Genomic DNA, 17,986 nt, shown 5'->3' with positions numbered 1-17,986 from the left:
TTTTATTATTCGGTTTCCTTCCCTGCCTCAGCTGCCGGAAGGATCTTTGCGATGATACCGAGGAGCACCAGGGCCACGAGGCCCAGGGCGGCGTAGAGGCCCCAGCCGTTGGCCTGGAAGTGTTTGATCCAGTTGCCGGACCAGGTTGTTGCCTTGGGGGCCACGGGCTGGGCCGTAACCTGGGTGGGCAGGGTTTCCATGAGCTTTGTGCGGACCAGGGAGAGGTCGTAGTCCGGTGCGGGGAGGGTCGGGTGTCCGCCGTGGAGGGTGAGGGGGCCGGGCTCATAGGCAAGAAAGCAGATGGATGGCGCGGTATAGACAGCCTCGGCTGTTGTGATGACAAGGGGCTCGTTGTCGTTGTGGTCCATGAGGATGCGGATCTTGTTCTGGCCTTCGGGGAGACGGGCCAGGGGGATCCTGAGGGTGGTTTCGCTGTCGAGGGTGTTTCTCCAGGTGACGGTCTTCCATGTTTCCCAGCCCACCTGCCCGGGTTTGGGAAGCTGGATGGTCACGGTGCGCCTGAAGATGCCCTCGGCCGACAGGTTGAGCGCCACCCACCAGGGAGAAGGCTGGGGCAGGGTGAGGTCCCAGGTGGTCCTGTTCTGGGCTTTGTCATAGTCCGGGGTAAGGGGCAGGGGGGCCGGCACGTTTTCGGTGCGGTCCATGAAAAAGGGCACCTGGGTCTCACCTTTTGCCAGGCGGATTCCTGCACGGTTGGGGGAAAGGCTTGCTTCCATGGGAAAGGGGAGCCGGTAGTAACCGGGGGCATTTACGGCAACGGAGGCAGCCCAGGTAAAACCCTCGTTGGTAAAGGGTCCGCCTTTGAGTTTGTAAGTGTCGGTGAGGGCCTGTTTTGTGAGATCGGGGTTTGCTTTGGCCTCTGAAAAGGAGACGACCTGATAGGGTGCCCGGTTCCTGTATCCGAGGCTGGTAAGGATCTGGGCTTCGGAGCCGGTGCCGGAAAGGGCGGTGTAGGAACCCATTTTGTCTGCAGAGAAGACGAGTCGGGGGAGAAAAAGTTCCACGGAGAGGGCGGAGGGGCTGCCCAGGTAGCGGCCCTTGGGATCCAGTTTGATGACCAGGGACTTGCCTTCCCACCTGTCTCTGATGGGCAGGGTGAGCTCATGGATCTTGTCGGAGACGTGCCTTACCGAGCCTTCAGCCATGGGCACGAAGGTGCGCTGACCGTTGCGGATCTCTTCCCTGCCGACCAGCCAGTCGCCCAGAAACTGGGTTTCGGTTGTGAGGCGCAGGGAGTCGATATAAAGGCCGGAGCCGGGCAACAGGGCACGAAGCTCGGTGATGTCGCCGGACTCGGACACCTGGAATTTCGGTGTGACGTTCTGCTTTGCGTAGTCCGTGCCTTCGGTGACGGAAAGGGCTGTGACGCGCTCCACAGAAATCACTTTTTTTTCAAAGTCACGGTCAAAGCCTTTGAAGATAAGGCCGAACTCCTGGTACGTGTCGGGCTTGATGGGGATCTCGCTCCGGGTCTGCCTGCCGGACCTTACAAGGGCTGCGTCTTTGACCAGGACGATCCAGATGTCGTTAACCCGTGCCCTGACCTCCACCTTGCCCATTATTCTCGGATTGTCCAACGTCACATGAAGGGCGCTCACCTCATGGTCCGGGGCGTTGCACCGCCAGATAAACTCCCCCCTGTCGTTGAATTTTTTGCTGTAGGCCCTTAAGTCGTACCGATTCGTGGTGTCCGGCTCCCGCCAGTACAACTCAAAGGCGCGGCGGTTGCCGTCCGGGCCTTCCAGGGCAAGGTCCACGGCGTTGGGGCCGGTTTTTTCCATCAACTCCGGCGGCAGGACGGCTTCGGCAATACCCGGCTCGGGCACAAGGACCGACGCCCGGTTCTCCCATGTGTCGGCCGCATGGAGGGACAGGGGCGCCCCAAGAAGGGCAACGCAGAGGATAAGGGCATGAATCGGTTTCATATCAACTCCTGAGAACGAGAAAAATCTATTTAGTTTATGCCTCCGGCGGTCCTGCCGGCGGCTAAGCTTCTAAAAAAAAGTTTAACAAACAGATTATAAAAAACCGTTTGAATGAATGTCGTTTTAAGGCGGGTGTGATTTGCCCCGAGGAACGAGGGGCAAAACGCATCCGCTACCTGCTTTCAAGGTGGCACACCTTGCCGCCGGAGGCTTTTTTTCCTTATTTATCCATCGCCTTTGTCTTCACCGGCCAGAAATTTCTGATAGATGACGGAGACGAGGATCATGACCACGGCCAGGCCTGCAAAGGAGCCCACGCGGTAGAGGTGGCCGAGGGACCAGAGGTCCCGGGTGAATATTTTGAGGGACGTGACGCCCAGAAGGGCGATGGCGGCCCATCGGGTCTGGTTGTTCCTGGTTCTGACGCCCACGGCCAGAAGGCCAATGGCAAAGAGCATCCATCCGATGCTGTAGGCCAGTTGTTTGGGGAGGCTTCCATTGGTGAGGAAGCTGAAGGGTTCATCCGGGCCTCCGAACACGCTTGCGATCTCGATGTTGAGGATGGCAAAGGCCGTGACGGCAAGGGCCACACCCCAGAATGCACTTGGCTCAGGCCTGGGCAAGGGCCAGGGGGTGGGGCGGGGCTTTACGGTGAGAAAGGTCAACAGGCCCAGGGCTCCGATGTAAAGGAGGGTGGGGGTGTTGGCCAGTGGCGTCATGAGACCGAAGGCCTCGCTGAACCGCAGGGGAAAGAGAAGGGCCTTGGCCAGGCCGATGATGGTCAGGACGAGACCCGCAAGGCGAAAGGGGCGATCCAGGGCCTTGGGCCAGTGGAGCATGGCCGTGCCGTAGAGGATCCACAGGGCGGCCGAGGCCACGGCTCGGTAAGGTGTCTGGCTGAAAAAGAGGGTGAAGGGCCGTCCCGTGGCCAGACCGGTGCTCAAGGCCAGGGCCGGGAGGGCAAACCCTGCCACGAGCAGCACGGCCAGGAGCAGGTTGCGGGAATAGCCGTTGAAGGCGTCCGGGGACTCTTTTTTAAAGGTGAACCAGGCCATGGCCACAAGGGCCAGGCACGCAAAGATGGCCGGGTTGGCCCAGGGACCCATGGTGGCGATGGCCTTGGGCATGAAAATAGGCAACAGGACAAGACCGGTGCTGCCCGAGACAAAGAGCAGGAGCCCTGCAAGGCGCATGGCGATGTGAAGCCGCGGCACGCGCCAGGTGGCGGCGCCGAACCCGGCCCAGGCCAGGGCGCAGGCTGCCCAGTGGGCATAGGAGCCGTCGGGGATGAGGCTGTGGGAGGAACCGGACCCGGAGAAGAGGTCGGCCACGGCCAGGTTGGCCAGGTAGAATCCCGTGACAAGGCTCATCCAGAGGAAGACGTTGGGCAGGTCCATACGGCCCAGCTTGCGCCCGGGCCAGGGGCTGAGTTTGACGGCGGCTCCCAGGGCCGCGGTGCAGGCTGCCACGGAGAAAAAGGCCGGGTTGAGCAAGGGCAGGACACCCTCTGCGCTCATCCGAGGCAGGGCGGTGTAGAGGACCAGGAGCCCGGACGGGGCCAGGCCCAGGGAGACCCATCTGAGGCCCGGGTGTTCGATGCGCCTGTTGAGCCAGAGCAGCAGGGCAGACTCAAAGACAAGGGCCACCCCGAGCCATCCGTGGGGAAGCAGGAGCACGGGCAGGGCGGAGATGTAAAAGAGAAGGACCCCGCCGTGAAACGCGAGAATGCTGTTGCGGTGGGGGCTTGCCTCCAGCCGTTTTAACAGGATGGCAACGGGCCCAATTTTAAGAAGGGCAGGGACCAGGGGCAGCCAGCCCGAGAGGTCTCCGGGCCAGAGGAGCTTTGCGGCATACAGGGCAAAGAGCATTTGGGCCAGCTCAAAGAGGGCGGCGGCGTGCCAGACCACGGGCCATTTCTTCTGCTGAGAGAACAGGAGAAAGGGAAGGGCCAGGGCGGCAACAAAGAGCACCGAGGACCAGGTAACGGCGGAAAAGAGAAGGGGGGCGCCCCACTGGCTGAAGACCCATACAGACTGGGCCGCGGCCGTGGCCACAAGGGCGATGGCCCCGGTGGGCTGAAAGCCCGTCCGTCTGCACATGAACAGGCAGAGCCCCAGAAAGGCCGTAAGGGTCACCATGCCTGCGTGGGGATAGTGGGGATGGCGCACGGCAAAGGCGGCTCCCATGAGGAGAAAGAGCCCCACGGACGGTGCTGCGGTGAGCCACTCCTCCAGTTTGAAGAAGGGGGTGGCAAAGCCTTTGGCAGGGGGAAGGTCCAGCCGGGCCAAAAGGGCGGGCATGGACCTGATCAAAAGGATCATGGCGGCCATGAGGAGGGCGCCTGCCATGAGGGCAAAGGCGAAGAACCCGAAGCCGATGAAGGAGGTGGGCACGGCAAAGAGCCAGTAGAGACCGCCTCCGACAAAAAGTCCCAGAAGGAGCAGCACCTGGAGAAAGGCGCCGACAAGAAGGCTTATGGCAATACCCGCGATCTGGAGGATCAGCAGCACAGGCCAGAAGAGGGGCCCGGCAAAGGGCGTTCCCGCAAGGGCCAGGACGGTTGCCGCCACAACAGCCGCGGGAAAGAGCTTGAGCCAGCGGAGGATCATGTCGGAGTGGCCGTTGCGCAGGATAAGGGCCACGGGCCCCAGGCCTCCGGTCACACCGTAGACAAGCAGGAGAAGGGTGCCTGCCGAGGCGGTCTCTGCCCCAAACCGCATGGCGACCCAGGCCAGCACCGGAAGAAAGGTAATGGCAATGCAGGGGACAACCCGGTGGTGCCATGCATTGTTGAAAAATCCCAGGGCAAGGGCGGCAGCCGAGGTGGCGGTGAGGATGAAAAGGGGCTCCCAGCCCGGTTTGGCAAAGGTGAGGAGCAAGGCCACGGCAATGGACGGCAAAAAGGAGAGGAACCCCGCCCACCTGACGGACTGGTCTGTTTCGGGGTTGAGCTGTTTTTGTGCGAGAAAGAAGGCGAACAGCCCAGGAATGGCGCCCCACATCACGGCCATGGGAAAGGCAGGGCCTGAGCCAAGGGTGGCGAAGGTGGCACATCCTGCGGTGATGAGGGTACCTGTTGCGGCCACAAAGAGAAGGGAGGGCGCGGCAAGGAACGCCGAGACCCTCTGAAGTCCCACGCCCACCACGGCCAGGTAGGCAAAGAGCAGGATGAGGCTCCCTTGGCCGCTGCCCAGGAGCAGTGGGGTGACATAGGCGCCCACGGCTCCCAGAATGGCGATGGAGATGCGCCGGTAAAAGGCGGAGAGGGCAAAGGCCGCTGCCGAGATAAGGGAGAGGATCCCGAAGCCCATGGGATTGGGGATGTAGTGATAATAGAGGGTGGCAGCAAAAACCACGCTGTACAGAACCCCGATGCCCCCTGACGCCAGGGTCTGCCTGAGGATATCGAACCGCAGGCTTTTGACCCGTCCCGAGGCGATGAGCAGGGCCGTGCCCGTGGCCGCGCCGATGGCCAGGCGAAGCTGGGCCGGGATGAGGTTGTTGTCGATGGAGTACTTGACGAAGAACCCGGCGGCAATGAAGAGGGCCAGCCCCCCGAGCCAGGCAAAGAGCCGGGCGCCTGCAAAGAGTTCCCAGTCCACGTTTTCCTTGAACCGCTGCCATTGGGCGGCCCAGGTGCTGCGCAGGGTGGGGCTGGGGGCAGGGGCGGGCTTGGGCGCGGCAGGTGTTGCCTGGGGCTCCCTGATGAAGAGGGCGGGCGGCGCAAGCAGGGTGCGGCCCTTTTGATAGCGCGGGCGGGCCGGTTTCTTTTCCGATGGCGCCCTTTGGGGCTCCGGTGGAAGGTCAAGGAGCATCTCGTCCAGAATCTCGTCATGGGAAGGCGCCTGTGGGGCGGTGGCCGCCCGGGGCGTCCTTACTTCATGGGCCGCTTCTGCGGCAGACAAGTCCTTCAGGGCTGTTTCAAGGGCATCGATACGCCTGGAGAGCTGCTTGTTGACGTTATTGAGCCGTGTAAACACGCAGATCGCGAGGATGGCTAAGAGCAGGAAATACATGGGACACCGAAGTAGCAGACGTTAAACATGCGCGCCGGAATGATGGGCATGGGGTGCACCGAGCGCATGCAGTGCAAGTGTGTGAGTTACGGAGGCCGACACAAACGTGTGTGACAGATAAAATCGGCGTGGTGGCACAGACCGGGCAGATGGGCAGGTGCTGCCGGGCGTTATCACGTGGGCGTGTTCCCGGTGCTGCGACACATGGTTTGTCACTTTATGGGGTTATCAGGAACATTGCAAGATCAAAGGGATGGGCGGCTGAGGCGGGGCTGTTTATGAACGGCTTGTCAACGGAACGTCACGGCGGGAGACGCCGGAACGGACAGGGAACACACTGCGGGGCGCCGCCTGCCCGGCAGCGCGGGGCTGTGTCGGGCATGACGGGCATTATCCTCGTAAATTCAAAACGTCACGGCGATTTCATACACTCCGTCGCTCATGGTCACCTTGCAGCTCTCCCCGAGCTTTTTGAAGACGGCGAGCATCTGGCGGTTGGAGCTGAGTACATCGGCGGTAAAGCCTTTAAGTCCCCTTTTTTTTGCGATGTCCGTGAGCATGTCCAGCATGCCGGTGGCAATGCCCATGTTCTGGAAGGCTTCGTCCACAACAAAGGCCACCTCGGCGTACCCCTCTTTCCTTCCCTTCACGAACCGGCCTTCGGCCACCAGGCGCTCCTTGTCGGCCCGGCCCGTAACGCCCACGATGGCCATGGTGTCGGTGTAGTCGATGTTGACGTACTCCTGCATCCTGGCGTGGGGCATGGCCGTTACCGGGGTGAAGTAACGGTAATAGACGGCGGTGTCCGAAAACCGGTAGAAGAGCTTTCTCATGCCCTCTTCGTCGGAGGGGCGGATGGGGCGGAAGTGGATTACCTTGCCTCCCTTGAAGGTCCGGGTGCGGTGGATCTCCGAAGGGTAAGAGTGGGCGGAGTCTTCCAGGAAGATCTGGTCCGGGTAGAGGATGTGGCTGTCCCGGGCGGCGGCTACCAGGGCGGCGCGGTCGTCGGGGTGGGCGATCTCGATGAGGGCCTGGGCCCGTTCCCGTACGGTGCGCCCTTTGAGGCTGGCCACCCCGTATTCGGTGATGACCAGGTCCACGGACTCGTGGAGGGAGAATTGGTTGGGGTAGTTGTCCACGCTGCAGATGACGTTGGGCTTACTTTCCAGGTTTCTGCTGGACAGGGCAAAGATGGTGCACCCGCCCCGGGAGATCTCGGCGCCGTTGAAAAAGTCGATGACCTCCGAAGGCCCGGTGGCAACGTTGCCTTTGCCGGTGTGCAGGGCAAAGCGGCCTTTTAAGTCCACCTTTCGGGCGTGGACGATGGTGACCACCGAGGGGTTCTTACCGATCTGCATGGGGCTGAAGACCCGGTTGATGGCCTGGAACTCCACCATGGGGTTGCCGTCGAGCCACTTTAAAAGCTCTTTGGACCCCAGGGCGTAGGAGGTCAGGGATTTCCCCTGGTAGATTTTTTTGTTCCGGTTGGTCACGGCCCCGCTGTTGATGAGGTCCATGAGGGCGTCGGTGACAAAGGGGCTGTGGATGCCCAGGTTTTTTTTGCCCCGCAGGTGGCGGGGAAGGGCCTCGAAGAGGGGGCCGATGGAGTAGGAGATGCAGCTGCCGTCCTCGATGACCGAGGCCACCTTCTGGGCCACCACGTCAAAGACCTTGTCCACGGGCCAGCGGTCAAAGGTGAAGGGCGGGTCGTCGGAGAGGACAAAGCAGTCGAAATCCGAGATGGGCACAAAGGTGTCCCCGAAGGTGCGGGGGACGTTTTCATTGATCTCGCCAATGACCACCGTGGCCTTGTCGATGGCCTGCCGGGCCACGTCCACGGCGGTGCCCAGGCTGCAATAACCCGAGTCGTTGGGCGGGGAGACCTGGATCATGGCCACGTGGACGTCGATGTGGTCCGAGGCAAAGAGGTTGGGGATCTCAGAGTAACGGCTGGGGATGTAGTCCACATGGCCCTTGGAGATGGCGTCGTCGGCCACCCATCCGGAGAAGAAGGTCTTCAGGCGAAAGCGGTCGGCCGAAAAATTCTTGGAGTTGACGGCATCGCCGAAGCTGATGATCTGGATCAGCTCCAGGTCCTGGATGTTGGGCGCGGCAGAGGCCAGGAGGGCCCGGACCATGGTGCGGGGTTCGGCCGCACCGGTGCCGATAAAGATACTCATCCCGGGTTCGAGCTCTTCTAAGGCCACTTCCGGGGTCACGATCATCTCTTGAAGCACTGTGGAGTAGTCTCGTACCATGGGCAACGTGTCTCACTGGAAAGGGAAGGGCAGCCAGCCGACACCGCAGGGGGCGGGGACGGTTGCCGAACGGTGACGTCCGTTTCGCCACCGTTCGGGTGATCATTGTTTTATTAAGGTAGTCGTTGCCGAAGGGAAAAGGAAGCAAAAAGTGCGGGGAAAGGGGATATTCCGTTTGACGGGTGGTGTCTTGGGGCTCCGTCGGGCCGTGGTGCCGAAGCCTCAGGCCTGGAGGGGATGACTGCGCTTTCGGTCGGCGGCCAGCTCTTCCAGGCGGGCCTCCACCCAGGCCCGGAGCTTGCGGGTTTTGTCGAAGTTTTCCGAATGGTAGTTCAGGACCCACCAGAGCTTGTTGAGGGCCTGGGGATCGGACTCGAAGTGGGCGAGGGTCTCCTTGAGGGACTGGTAGCGTTTGGGGTGCCGAGAGAGTTCTTCATAAAGATCCCGGCAGGATCGGATGGTGTGGGGCGGGAGCTTGAATGAGGCGATGGCTGCTTTGCTGATCATGGGGCCTCCGAAAACGTCAAAGGGTGATCCCGCGCCAAAAGGGCCTGAAAGGCCCTGGGGTGCGCCTGTGGCGCGGGAGATCCGTCTTGTTCATCTGAAGACACGGGAAAAACTCAGTGCATGGGTGGATTGTATGTCTGGGGTGGTCGGGATGTCTATAGGGGAAATTCCCGATTTTTAGATCGGTTTCCCGGGTCGATCGGGGGATGATCACGGGGTGTGGCTCAGGGCCTCGGTGGGGATCTCCAGAACCAGGCGGAAACCGATGTACCCGCTTTTGTCCCCTGCGTTGTCGCTGTTTCTGTGAGCGCCCCGGATGCTGTCGATGCCGTGGAACCAGCTGCCGCCCCGGCTGACGCGGAAGTCACCCCGCACGGGACCCTTGGGGTTGCGGGCCATGGGAAGCTCGGGGTAGGGGCCGTACCAGTCGCTGCACCACTCCGAGACGTTGCCGTTCATGTCGTAGATGTTCCACAGGTTGGATCGCCTGGTGGCCACTTTGTGAGGGGCGTCCCCTGAGTTGGAGCGAAACCAGGCGTAGGCCCCTGCGTCACCGCCCGGCTGGTCCCAGGGGTCTGAGGAGCCGGTGCGGGCGGTGTACTCCCATTCGGCTTCCGTGGGAAGGCGGAAGCGGCCCTTGCCTTTGTACCGGGCGTTGAGCCGGGTAATAAAGCGCTGGACATCCTGCCAGTAGATGTTCTCCACCGGGCAGTCCCCGCCGCAGTAGGGAAAGGCTGAGGGATTCTCGCCCATCACGGTCTCCCACTGGGCCTGGGTGACCTCGGTTGTCTGCATGTAAAAGGGGCGGGTGAGCCGGACCTTGTGGAGTCGTTCGTCCGGGAGGCGGCCCGGGGTGTCCTTGGGGCTGCCCATGGTAAAGGAGCGCGGGGAGATAAAGACAAACCGCATGCCGGGCAGGGGGCCTTCCACCGCGTTGCTCAGGGCCAGGAGCACCCGGGCAGCAGGGAGCTCGTCCGATCGGATGCGGGCAAGGCGCCTCACCTCGTCAAAGGGTTTTGAGGTACCCACGGGAAAGCGCATCAGGGGGGCGTTGTCCGGTCCGGTGACGATAAAGGCGGTGAGGTTCAGCTCAATGCCGCCGTTTTCTGCGGGAACGGGGGTGTAGTAGGGAAACACCTTGAGATCGTGGCGGAGGCGCCAGATGGTTTCGGCGCGGTCACGGTCCGGGTACGTCCAGGTATCCCGGTAGAGGGTTTCGTTGTGATTGATGGTGACGGGAAAGCGGAAGGTGTCGGCGTCGGGGCGCTGCACCGTGATGGTGGCGGAGTCCCGGGAGACAATGCACCCTTTCTCCTGGAGCAGGTCGATGGTTTCGGCCAGGGGGGCCAGGCGAATGAGCTGGGATTCGAGCCAGTCGACCTCCACCTCGGCCACCTGGATGCGCAGGACGCCCCGCTTTTCTATGTCGGCCAGGGTGTCGTGGTTGGCGGTGCGTACCCTGTCGAGCTCCTTGCGGTAGCTGGCCAGGCGCTCCTTATATTCTTCGGTGGTCTCGAACATGCCCCTGGGTTTGGGGGGCTCCGGGCTCTCCAGCCTGAGGCTGTTGAGCTTCAGGTAATAGGCGCGCTCAATCTCCTGGAGCCGGGTCCGGCGTGTCTCGTCAAGGGCGCGGCTCAGGTCCCGGTATCGCGCCAGGGCTTCGGTGAGGTCGGGCAGGACCCGGGAGCTGACATCGGGCAGCTCGGCGGCGAAGCAGGGGGTGACCAGCAGGAACACAGCGATAAGCGGCAGGATCAATCGGGGCATGGCAAGACTAACTCTTCTGGCTGACTGTATGTTGGTGACGGATGCGCCGGAGAAAAGCCATGACATCGTCGATGAGGGGGCCCTCCGGGGTCTTTGCCGCGGTGGTGATGCCCAGGGCGTATCCGCCCACGGGAATGATAATAAGCGAGGTCTCCGGCCCTCGGATGGAGACGCTTGCCGGAGGGGCAAAGGCCGTGTTCTCGGTAGCCCGCGCACTCTCCTCGGCAAACCGGGCCAGCTCCTGACAGAAGGCGTCGCTATGGGCGGTGTTGCCCGCCATGCGGCGACCGTTGGCGGAGACCAGGCAATAGGAGTCCACACCCTGTATGCGGGCGATTTTGATAAAGTCCAGTATGGTGGTCATGGTGTCCGGTTTCCTTTAGCCGGTTTTTCGCCGGAAGTGAAGATCTCTTTAGCTTTTTCGGCAAAAACCCGCCGCTGGCCCGGATCGGTGATGGCCTTGGCCAGGATGGCGGCAAAGCGGGGCAACCCCTTAAGGTCCGGGTCCTCCCGGTCGATCCATGTGTTGAGGGCCTCGTGGAAGGGGGCCTGGGGCGGAGCGCCGGTCACCTGCTCCAGGAGCTTCATCAGGGGCAGGAGCCAGGGGCTCATGGGGCCTGCGATAAGGGCTTCGGGGGTGATGATGGACAGTGTCTCTTCCTGGAGCGCCTCGGGGCTCTTGGGCAGGCTGCGGGTTGCCTCTTCAAGGGCGTCGATGGGGGCTGTTCCGCAGTCGGGCTGGTGGTGTACGGCCAGAACCCAGGAGAGGGGCAGCTGTCGCAGGGTCAGGCCGGTGTCCCCCAGGGAAAGATGAACTTCATGGCCTTCGGGGAGAAGCCGCACAGCCTCATGGTACAATTTGTTGAGGCGGGGCAGGGGGCAGGACGGTGCCTGATTCGTGCCGTTGGACCGGGAGTGGTCCACGGTTTCGTCGGGGGTGATGACAAAGAGGCTCAGGAGGGCCGGATGTCTGCTGAAGATGGCGTTGATTGTGTCCATAATGTCCGGATCGGCCAGGGCCGTGGCGGGGTCGGGGTACAGTCTTCGGATCAGGAGAGGGGAATGTTTCCAATTTCCATCAACGGTAAACTGCAGGGGTATCCGCCCGGGAACCTCTGAGTTGAAAGCGTAAGAATGGTTGATAGCCACTCGAAAGTGTATTATCTCAAATCATCGTGAAACAGCCGTCGGCGGGCGAAAAGACGCCTGCCGGGGGCTTTTTGTTCTTTAAATATTAAATCGGTCGTCGGTTTTGCCGATGAAGGTAGTATATATGAACGCCAGGAACGAGTCAAACGAGTGATTACATGGTGGAAGGGGCACCGACGGTCAGGTCCGCGTCGGTCATGCCGCAGAAGGAGGGATGCAGATGGATCAGTTTGATGTGAGGCTGATACCGCCCCTGTTGTCTGTCTATTTTGGGGTGTGTCTCTCTTTGTTTTCACTGTTCAGGAGCCGGTTAAAGAAGGAGACCGTTCTTTTTACCATCTTGTTTCTGCTGGCGTCTGTAAGGCCGATTCAATATCTCCTCCAGCACGTCGTTTCGGACACCGGGATGCTGCTCTTTATGGAGAGGTGTGTCCTCATGGCCTATGCCCTCATGCCCTATGTGGGGGTCCTTTTTTTCCATCGCATTCTCAAGGTGCGCAAACCCCGGCTGGAGTACGGGGTGTGTGCGCTCAGCCTTCTCATGGCCGGAGCCTGCCTCGGGCCGTGGTTTCTTTCCGGGCTTCATACCCATCCCTGGGGCGTCATCGGCAAGGCCGGCCCCCTGTTCCCTGTGTATGTGGCCTATGGCGTGATCTCCTTCGGGTACACCCTCTTTTGCATCGTGTCGGTGATGAAGGGACGGCAGGATCTTGATACGCGCCGAAAGCAGCACTACCTGTTTGCCGCCCTTGTGGGGGGGCCGAGCCTGATCCTGGTGACCGCCTTCTCCTTTACCGGCAGCCCCACGTACCCCGCCTCCAATTTCATGTTCGTGCCCATGGGGGTGATGGCATACGGGGTGCTCCGCCATCGCATCCAGGATATCTTCAGCGTGGCCCGGTTCCTTTTTTACAGGATGGCCTATGCTCTGGTGTTTCTCCTTCCCAACCTATTCATTTTTTCGTTGATCAAACCGTTGCTGTACGGCGGTGAAATGGTTCCCCTGGCCCCACTGTTGCTCGGCTGGTATGCGGCCAACCATCTGGCGGTTACAAGGCTGCACCCCAAGGTGAGTCGGCGGTTCAATCGCTACAGGCATCACCTGAAGACCGTGGAGAGTAAATTTGCCCGTGACCTCCTGATACTGCGTGATACCCGGAGCCTGGTGGATGAGTTCGGGGAGCTGGTGCGGTCCACCCTTCGGTTCCGGTCCATCCGTTTTTTCTTTGCCCCCGTGGAAGATCCGGGGCGGCTCATGGACATGGACGGGGAGGAGATCTTTCTGGATGAGGCCACCACGGCCTTTCTTGTGGCCGAGGACTGCCTCATCGACCACTACTTCCTGAACAACGAGATCCTTATGTCCGACGAAGGGGTGCGCGCCGATGTGGAGGCGTTGTTCCAGGCCTGCAACGGGATGTGCACGGTGCCCCTGGTCCAGTACGATCAGCTCATCGGGCTGGTGGTGTTTTCCGACAAGCAGGGGGGCGTGCCCGTGACCCCGGTGGAGATCGAGTTCCTGGAGAAGGTGAGCCGGTACCTCTCCATTGCCCTGTACAACTCCCGGGTATACCAGGCCGTCACCTCGGTGAAGGACCAGCTGGAGCTCAGGCGCCGGGAGCTGTCCCGGGAGATCCTTGAGCGCCGTAGAGCCGAGGAGAGCCTCCGCCGAAGCGAGAAGCACTACAGGCTCTTGTCCGACAACATTCTCGACACCCTGGTGGTGGTGGAGGTGGAGCGGGAAACCATTCAGTACGCCAGCCCCTCCTGCCTTAAAATCAGCGGGTATACCCCCAAAGAGATCGTGGGGGCGCGTTTCAGGGATTTTCTGACCAAAAGTTCCGGCCGGGAGCTGGCCCGGGTGCTTCCTCCCCCGGAGGAGGGGGCGGCTTTTCTGGTGGAGCTTGAGCACCGTCGAAAGGACGGGGAGCTTGCCTGGCTGGAGGTGTCCGGCCACTTTATCGCCGCCGGAAACGGGCGCATGGAGGTGGTGGGCCTGGCCCGGGACATCTCCGAGCGCCGGGTGGCGGAGATGGAGAAAGAGGAGCTGAGCCAGAAGCTCCGGCAGGCCCAGAAGATGGAGTCCATCGGGGTGCTGGCCGGGGGCATTGCCCACGACTTCAACAACATCCTCATGGCCATTTTGGGGTACGCCCAGCTTGGGGGCATGTACCTTGGGGAAGCAGACGGAAAGGCCCCGGAGGTGGTGGCACAGATCGAAACAGCGGGGGTCCGGGCCAAGGAGCTGGTCTCCCAGATCCTGGCCTTCAGCCGTCAGGACGAACAGGCCCGCAAGGCCGTGGACCTGGTGGAGATCACCCGGGAGTCCCTTTCCCTCATGCGGCCCGTGGTTCCTGAAGGGGTCTCCATCGAAGCCGATTTCCCGGATACGTCCATGATGGTGGTGGCCGACCCCGTGCAGATCCACCAGATCGTGGTCAATCTGTTTACCAACGCCTCCCATGCCATGGAAGAGGCGGCCGGGGCGATCCGCGTGTCGGTGAGCCAGACCTCCCTGGATGCGGGGGAGGCGCGGCGTTACGGGCTGGAACCCGGAGCCTTCGTGCTTCTGCGTGTCTCGGACCCCGGGGGCGGCATGGATGACGAAGTGCGGGCCCGGATTTTCGAACCCTATTTCACCACCAAGGAGCCGGACAAGGGCACGGGCATGGGGCTGGCTGTCGTCCAGGGCATCATCCTGAGCCACAACGGGGCCGTGGTGGTGGACTCCGGCAAAGGGCGCGGGACCACCGTGGATGTCTACCTTCCCAGGGCCGAAGGGGGGACCGACGTGGCCCTTCTCAGCGGGGACCCGGGGGATGTGTGCAGGGGACGGGTGCTGTTTGTGGACGATGAGTCCATGCTGGTGGCCCTGGCCGATGAAGCCCTGGTCCGCATGGGCTTTGACGTGGTGGCCCTGGAGGACCCGGTGGAGGCCCTGGACCGTTTTACAGAGGATCCCATGGGTTTTGACGTGGTGGTGACGGACATGACCATGCCCCGGATGTCCGGGCTGAAGCTGGCCGAAAGCGTGCGGGCCCTCAATGCCGGTGTGCCGGTGATTCTCTGCACCGGGTTCAGCAACGAGCTGGTGGGCAGGCGCCACGAGGAGATGGGGGTGTCGGCGGTGATGTTCAAGCCGGTGCCCATGAAGGAGCTTGCAGAGGCCATTCACGCGGTCCGCGCCGGCCAGCAGGCAGCAGGGCGGGGGCCCACGGACAGGGAGTCGTCTGAGTATTTTCAGGCAGGAACGGTGCCGGAGTCGGCATTGCAACAGACAGGACGATGATGAGAGATGCGCAATTGATATTCTATGTACCGGCAGTCATGACGGTGTTTTGCGGCCTTTTCCTGGCGGTTGCCTCCAGGTTCAAGGGACGGTTCCGGGTGGAAAACCCGTTTTTTCCCTTTATCTGTCTGCTCTGGTCCCTGGATGCGTTGTTTTTTATTGTCCAGCCCTTGGTATCGGTGACTTTGTCCGTGGTGGCGGAGCGGTTGCACTACCTGCTCCTGGCCTGGGTCTCCCTGGCCCATCTCTATTTTTTCTACAATTGGCTCGATCTCAGGAACGAGAGGATGGAGCGCATCGGCCTGACGCTGACCCTGGTGGTGTCGGGGGCGAGCCTGACCCCCTGGTATGTCCAGGGGGTGCATCGGTATCCCTGGGGGGTGGTGGCGGACACCGGACCGCTTTTTTGCCTTCACCTGCTGGTGTGCGGCTTGACCGCCGGGTACCTGGTCCGGCTCAGCAGCGGCCGCATGGGGTGGGTGTACTCCGTGGAGGAGCGACGGAGTCTCCGGCTTGCCGTGGGCTCCGTGGTGTGCGCGGTGGTGCTTTTTGTCCTGAACCTGGTCCCCTTGTCCGGGTTTTCGCTTTACGCCCCCGGGAACTGGCTCTTTTTCCCCATGGCGACCCTTGCCTGCGCCGTGTTTCGGGATCGTCTGCCGAATCTTTGCGCCGTGGTCCGGTTTCTGCTGGCAGGCGGCGTGGCTGCGGTGGTGTTTCTGGCCCCGAACCTGGGCCTGCTTTACCTGATCCACCCCTACTTCTCTTCCATCGATCCCTTGAGCCTTTTTTTCTTTCTCCTCTGCTGGTTTTATCTCAACTACCGGGCCCTTTTGGTGATGTTGCCCGTGATCCACGGGATCCAGGGGCTGCAGCGGTTTGACCTGAAAAAGGTGGAGTCCCATTTCTCCGAGAACATCCTTTTGTTACGTCGCACCGACGAGATGATCAACGAGTTCCGCCGGACCGTGGGGGAGACCCTGCGCATCCGGGGCATGGTCTTTTTCACCCGGAAAGGGGAGGGGTTTCTGGAGGAGGATACGGGCAGGGCCCTGGAGCTGTCCGAGGCCACCCATCGCTGGCTTTCGCTGCTTCAGGTCCCGCTGGACCGGCGGGAGGTGGAGCGGCGCGCCGGAAACCCGGAGGTCCGCCGGGAGGTGGTGGCCCTTCTGGACCAGTGCGGGTGCGGGTACATCGTCTCTCTCTCCCGGTACGGGGAGCTTCTGGGGCTGGTTCTCTTCCCCCAGAAATCGGCGCGGCTGGGTCTGACCCTCGGGGAGGAGCGTTTTGTCAGCCGCATCAAGGAGTTTGTCTCCATCGCCTTGTACAACTCCACGGTCTACCAGAACCTGAGCCGCCTCCAGGAGGAGCTTTCCCGGCATACCGGGGCCCTGGTGGAGGAGGCCGCCGAGAGAAAACGGACCCAGGAGGAGGCGGAGCAGAGCGAGAAGCGCTCCCGGCTCCTGGCGGACAACGTCATGGAGACCATCGGCATCCTGAGCATCGATCCCCTGGAGTTTACCTACCTGAGCCCTTCGGTGGTCAAGCACCTGGGGTATGAAGGGGAAGAGCTCATCGGGCAGGGGGTGGATGTGGTGCTCTCCGACGAGTCGGAGCGGGAGATTCGCTCGGTCCTGAGCCATGCCATTTCTGTGCGGGGCGGTCATTCCCGCAATGCCTTTATTTTTGAAACCGAGCTCACCAGAAAGGACGGCTCCCCGGTGTGGAGCGAGCTGTCGGCCCGTTTTCTCCGGGACGGGGAGGGCAAGGCGAGGGAGATCCTGCTGGTCTCCCGGGACATCACGGAGCGCCGTCACCTGGAGCGGGAGCGCGAAGCCCTTCAGCGCAAGCTGCGGCAGGCCCAGAAGATGGAGTCCATCGGGGTGCTGGCAGGGGGGATCGCCCATGACTTCAACAGCATCCTCATGGCGGTGATGGGCTACACGCGCCTGGCACTCATGTACATCTCCGAAGAGAACGTCAAGGCCCGGGAAAAGATCATGCAGATCGAGAAGGCGGGCCAGAGGGCCCGGGACCTGGTGGCCCAGATCCTTGCCTTCAGCCGGAGGAACAAGCAGAAACGGGAGCCCTGCTACCTTCGGGAGCACCTTAAGGAGACGGTGGGCTTTCTCAGCGCTTCCCTGCCCTCCACCATCGACGTCCGGTTTACGGCAGGGGAGGGCAAGCTGCGGGTGGTGGCCGACGCCGTGCAGATCCATCAGATCATCATCAACCTGGCCACCAACGCCTTTCACGCCATCGGCGAAGGGGGAGGCACCATCTGGGTCCACGCCGAGGAGGTGACGGTGGAGGAGAGCCTCTCGCTGGCCCTGCACCTGCCGGAAGGGCCCTATGTGCGCTTAAGTGTTTCGGACACAGGCCACGGGGTGGACCCGGAGATCGCCTCGCGGATTTTCGAGCCCTACTACACCACCAAGGAGGTGGGCAAGGGAACGGGCATGGGGCTGGCCGTGGTGCACGGGATTGTCCTGAATCACGGCGGTGCCGTGAGCCTGGAGAGCGAGCGGGGAAAAGGGGCCACCTTCCATGTCTACCTGCCCATCACTCCCCTCGGGTCCGACGGAGCGAAAGGGGCTCGGGCCACGGATGAGGCCAAGGGCACGGTGCTGTTGCTGGATGAGGAGGAGATTCTCATTGACCTGGCCCGGGAGGTTCTGGGCAGGCTGGGCTATGAGGTGGAAGCCTTTACAGACGGGCAGAAGGCCCTGGAGGTGTTTGCAGGGTCTCCTGAGAAATACGAGGCCGTGGTGATGGATCTGTTCACGGCAGGCGTGGGCGGTGTGGACATGGTGCGCTCCGTGCGGAGCCATGCCCCGGAGATGCCCCTGGTGGTGACCTCCGGGCGGCCCGAGTCCACGACACGGAGTTCCCTTGGTCATGTGGAGGGGGCCGAGATCCTGCTCAAGCCCTTTACCCTGAAAGAGCTGGCCGAGGTCCTGGACCGGGTCACTTCCTGAAGCTGGCCTTACTATGGCCAACACCGGTCCAAAAAGAAAGCCTCCGGCAAGGTCGCCGGAGGCTTGTTTGAGTCGAATC

9 protein-coding genes are annotated in these 17,986 nt (G+C 61.9%); 2 read left to right on the top strand and 7 right to left on the bottom strand.

Features of this window, described 5'->3' with window-relative positions:
• Positions 1–5: 5 nt before the first annotated feature.
• The 7 genes from ACOYW0_RS03955 to ACOYW0_RS03925 form a co-directional block, all read right to left on the bottom strand.
• Positions 6–1,946, bottom strand: coding sequence for a hypothetical protein (locus ACOYW0_RS03955; RefSeq protein WP_482417268.1), 1,941 nt, complete (start codon positions 1,944–1,946; stop codon positions 6–8).
• A gap of 224 nt (positions 1,947–2,170) precedes the next feature.
• Positions 2,171–5,962 (bottom strand): DUF2339 domain-containing protein, encoded by a 3,792-nt coding sequence (locus ACOYW0_RS03950; protein ID WP_482417267.1) that lies wholly within the window; start codon positions 5,960–5,962, stop codon positions 2,171–2,173.
• A 404-nt stretch (positions 5,963–6,366) separates the two neighbouring features.
• Positions 6,367–8,220 (bottom strand): GNAT family N-acetyltransferase, encoded by a 1,854-nt coding sequence (locus ACOYW0_RS03945; protein ID WP_482417266.1) that lies wholly within the window; start codon positions 8,218–8,220, stop codon positions 6,367–6,369.
• Between the two features lie 222 nt (positions 8,221–8,442).
• A complete protein-coding gene (locus tag ACOYW0_RS03940; RefSeq protein WP_482417265.1) occupies positions 8,443–8,727 on the bottom strand; it encodes a hypothetical protein in 285 nt (94 codons plus the stop codon).
• Positions 8,728–8,937: 210 nt separating this feature from the next.
• Complete coding sequence (locus ACOYW0_RS03935) at positions 8,938–10,494, bottom strand: formylglycine-generating enzyme family protein (protein WP_482417264.1); 1,557 nt, start codon at positions 10,492–10,494, stop codon at positions 8,938–8,940.
• Positions 10,495–10,501: 7 nt separating this feature from the next.
• A complete protein-coding gene (locus ACOYW0_RS03930; RefSeq protein ID WP_482417263.1) occupies positions 10,502–10,858 on the bottom strand; it encodes a hypothetical protein in 357 nt (118 codons plus the stop codon).
• Positions 10,855–11,493 carry a hypothetical protein gene (locus ACOYW0_RS03925; RefSeq protein ID WP_482417262.1) on the bottom strand — a complete coding sequence of 213 codons (639 nt, stop codon included), beginning with the start codon at positions 11,491–11,493 and terminating at the stop codon, positions 10,855–10,857. Before ACOYW0_RS03925 ends, ACOYW0_RS03930 begins: the two co-directional genes overlap by 4 nt.
• A 370-nt stretch (positions 11,494–11,863) precedes the next feature.
• Between ACOYW0_RS03925 and ACOYW0_RS03920 the strand changes: the two genes are divergently transcribed.
• Together ACOYW0_RS03920 and ACOYW0_RS03915 are read left to right on the top strand one after the other, a co-directional pair.
• Positions 11,864–14,932 (top strand): ATP-binding protein, encoded by a 3,069-nt coding sequence (locus ACOYW0_RS03920; RefSeq protein ID WP_482417261.1) that lies wholly within the window; start codon positions 11,864–11,866, stop codon positions 14,930–14,932.
• A gap of 14 nt (positions 14,933–14,946) precedes the next feature.
• Positions 14,947–17,907 (top strand): ATP-binding protein, encoded by a 2,961-nt coding sequence (locus tag ACOYW0_RS03915; protein WP_482417260.1) that lies wholly within the window; start codon positions 14,947–14,949, stop codon positions 17,905–17,907.
• Positions 17,908–17,986 lie beyond the last annotated feature (79 nt).

The sequence above is a fragment of the Desulfoluna sp. HI9BLuna genome, from assembly GCF_056829775.1.
This window is presented reverse-complemented; position numbering and strand designations above follow the sequence as displayed.